At 73.4% G+C, this 3,049-nt stretch carries 2 protein-coding genes and 2 pseudogenes; all 4 read left to right on the plus strand.

Translation table 11 applies throughout. The features are described 5' to 3' along the window. Positions 1-226 (plus strand): annotated as a pseudogene (locus HW445_RS24405) (MarR family transcriptional regulator); the annotation flags it as partial. Between the two features lie 195 nt (positions 227-421). After that, positions 422-2,020, plus strand: coding sequence for an MFS transporter (locus HW445_RS24410; protein ID WP_180223099.1), 1,599 nt, complete (start codon positions 422-424; stop codon positions 2,018-2,020). Positions 2,021-2,226: 206 nt separating this feature from the next. Then, positions 2,227-2,637, plus strand: coding sequence for a cell division protein SepF (locus HW445_RS24415; RefSeq protein ID WP_180223100.1), 411 nt, complete (start codon positions 2,227-2,229; stop codon positions 2,635-2,637). Positions 2,638-2,752: 115 nt separating this feature from the next. After that, a pseudogene (locus HW445_RS24420) lies at positions 2,753-3,049 on the plus strand (ATP-binding protein); the annotation flags it as partial.

Consider the following 3,049-nt stretch of genomic DNA (forward strand, 5'->3'; position numbering starts at 1 on the left):
CACCGAGCAGGGCGAACTGGAGCGCCGCCAGGACGGCGTCGACAAGCGCGTCGCCCACCTGCACCTCACCGCGACCTCGCGTCGCCGGATCGCCGAGGTGCGCGAGCTGGAGGCCGGCGTCCTCGCCGAGGCGCTGCGCGCGCTCACCGACGGCGAGCTGGACGCGCTGGGCTCCGCGCTGTCGGCCCTGGGATCCCTGGAGCGCGCCGTTCGCGACGGCGGCTGAGGGCCCCACCGCCCCGGTCGCCCGCAGGGGCGTTCCCCGTCCCCTTTTCCCCGGCGGTGCCGCCGGCCTGTTCCAACGGCGCCGCCGCGGCATCCCTTCGTCCCGGACACCACCACGCCGGACGACCGGCAGGACGCCGCTCGTCCGGGCGGTGTTCGCGGTTCCCCCTCCCCCAAGGCAAAGGCTCGATCCTCCATGGCTTCCACACTCGTGGACCCGTCCCCGCCGGCCGCCGCGCCCGCCCCACGCCGGGGCAACCCCTGGCTCGCCCTGATCGCGGTGTCCTTCGGTCTGCTGATGGTGCAGCTCGACGGCTCGGTCGTCGCCATCGCCAACCCGGCGATCGGCCGTGACCTCGGCGCCAGCACCGCCGAACTGCAGTGGGTGACCAACTCCTACCTGCTGGCCCTCGCCGCCTCGATGATTCTCGGCGGCAAGCTCGGCGACCGTTTCGGCCGGCGCTTCCACTACCTGGCGGGCATCGGCGGCTTCGTCGTCACCTCGGTCGCCATCGGCCTGTCCGGCAGCATCGAGACGGTCATCCTCTTCCGCGCCCTGCAGGGTCTGTGCGGCGGCATCCTGATGCCCAACACCCTGGGCATCCTGCGCGCCGTCTTCGCACCCCGGCGTTTCCCGGTCGCGGTCGGCATCTGGGGCATGGTCTCCGCCGTCTCCACCTCCCTCGGCCCGATCGTCGGCGGCCTGCTCGTCGAGAACGTCGGCTGGCAGTGGGTCTTCCACCTGAACGCGCCCATCGGCGTCGTCGCGCTCCTGTTCTCCGCGTGGGTGCTCGCCGAGTCCAAGAACCCCACCGGCCGCCACCGGTTCGACGTCGTGGGCGTCGTCCTGCTGGCCGTGGGCCTGCTCGCCCTGGTCTACGGCATCGTCAAGGGCGAGACCTGGGGCTGGACCTCCGCCGGCACCCTGGGCCTGCTCGCGGCCGGTCTCGCGGTCCTGGTGCTGTTCGGGCGGTACGAGACCCGTCAGGAGCACCCGCTGCTGCCGATGCGCCTGTTCCGCAACCGCTCGCTGACCATCGGCGCGGTGATGACGGTGCTGAACTTCTTCGTGATGCTCGGCGGCATCTTCTTCATCATGCTGTACCTGCAGAACGTCCGCGGATACACCCCGGTGGAGGCCGGCGTGGCCACCCTGCCGATGTCGCTGGCCTCGCTGGTCGCGTCACCGCTGGGCGCCCAGCTGAGCCAGCGGCTCGGCGCGCGGGTCTCGGTCCCGGTCGGACTGCTGCTGTCGGCCGTCGCGATGTTCTCCATGCTGACCTGGACCGTCGACTCGTCCTACGCCACCATGTGGGTCCCCTACATCGCGATGGGCCTGGGTGTGGGCATCGTGCTGCCGGCCACCGCCGACACCATCATCGGCAACGCTCCGGTGAAGGACGGCGGCGTCGCCTCGGGCCTGCAGTCCACCATGCTGCAGATCGGCGGCGCCCTCGGTACCTCGGTGCTGGTCTCGGTCATCGCCGGCCGGGTCGGCTCCTCGCTCTTCGCCGAACTCACCGGCGCGGGCGTGCCTCCCGGCGTGGCGCACGGACTGGAGAAGGCGCAGGACGCGGTCACCATGGGCATCGCGCCCGTCTCCCCGGAGATGACCGCCGAGATCAGGGCCGCGGTCGTCGAGGGCGCGGGCCAGGCGTTCGTCAACGGGCTGCACGCCGCCGTGATCGTCACCGGAGTCCTGTGCGTCCTCGGCGCGGTCGTCGCCGGCGTCGGCATCCGGTCCCGCGTCCCGGCGGAGGAGCAGGCGGCCGCCGCGGAGGCCGCGGCGCGCTGACGCGCGGCACGAGGGAAAGGGCGACGCGCCCCGGGGGACGCCCCCGGGGCGCGTGCGCCGTTCCTCCCGGCCGGCTCCGGGCGCGTCGCCGGATCGCCCGAACCTCGCCGCTCCCGCCCCGCGCGTCGATTCGGCCGAACGGGTGAGCGCACGCCACAATGGGGGCCCAGCAGACGATCCGGACACGAGGCGGGGGACCCACGGTGATGAGCAGGCGCAGGCACGACGTCACCGATGAACAGTGGGAAGGCCTGGCCGAGGTCGTCCCGCTGCGGGGCCGGGACGCCTGGCCCTCCCAGGTGGACCACCGGGCGCTGCCCGCGCAGGCCACCGAACCCCGCCGCCGCTTCGTGGTGCTGAGGGTCAACGTCTTCGCCGACGCCCGTGAGGTCGCCGAGACACTGATGGCGGGCGCCCCGGTGCTGCTCGACCTCTCCGGCGCCGAACCCGACGTCGCCAAGCGTGTCCTCGACTTCTCGACCGGCGTGGTCTTCGGCCTGGCCGCCTCCATGCACCGGGTCGACCGGAACGTCTTCCTGCTCACCCCGCACGGTGTCGAGGTCCAGGGTCTCATCGAGGGTCTCGGAGGCGGGAACTCCCGCTCCCGGCAAGGGTGATGCCGGCGGTGCGCTGGGGGTGACACCCCCGCGGCCGCTGACCGTGTCCCCCGATCGTAGGAAGGCTCACGGGGCGGAACGGTTCGCCGACCCGGGTCCCGCCTACGGTCCGCTCATGACCGTGTCCATGCCGTCCGACGCCCCTTCCCCCTCCCCGTTCCCGCACGAGGCGGAGGAGGCGTGGGTACCCGCCCAGCGTGCCGTCGCCGGCCGGGCCCGCGTCACCGAACTCCGGCTGTCCGCCTTCGCCTCCCACCGGGGGCTGCGCGTCCCGCTCGACGCGCCCTTCACCCTGGTCGCCGGACCGAGCGGCAGCGGCAAGTCCGGTGTCCTGCGCGCCTACGAGGCACTGGCCCGGCTCGCCGCGGGGGCCGAACTGGGCGAGACGTTCCCCGACGCCCCGTCCTGCGTC

This window comes from Streptomyces sp. UH6 (assembly GCF_013421635.1).
Taxonomy (GTDB): domain Bacteria; phylum Actinomycetota; class Actinomycetes; order Streptomycetales; family Streptomycetaceae; genus Streptomyces; species Streptomyces abyssomicinicus.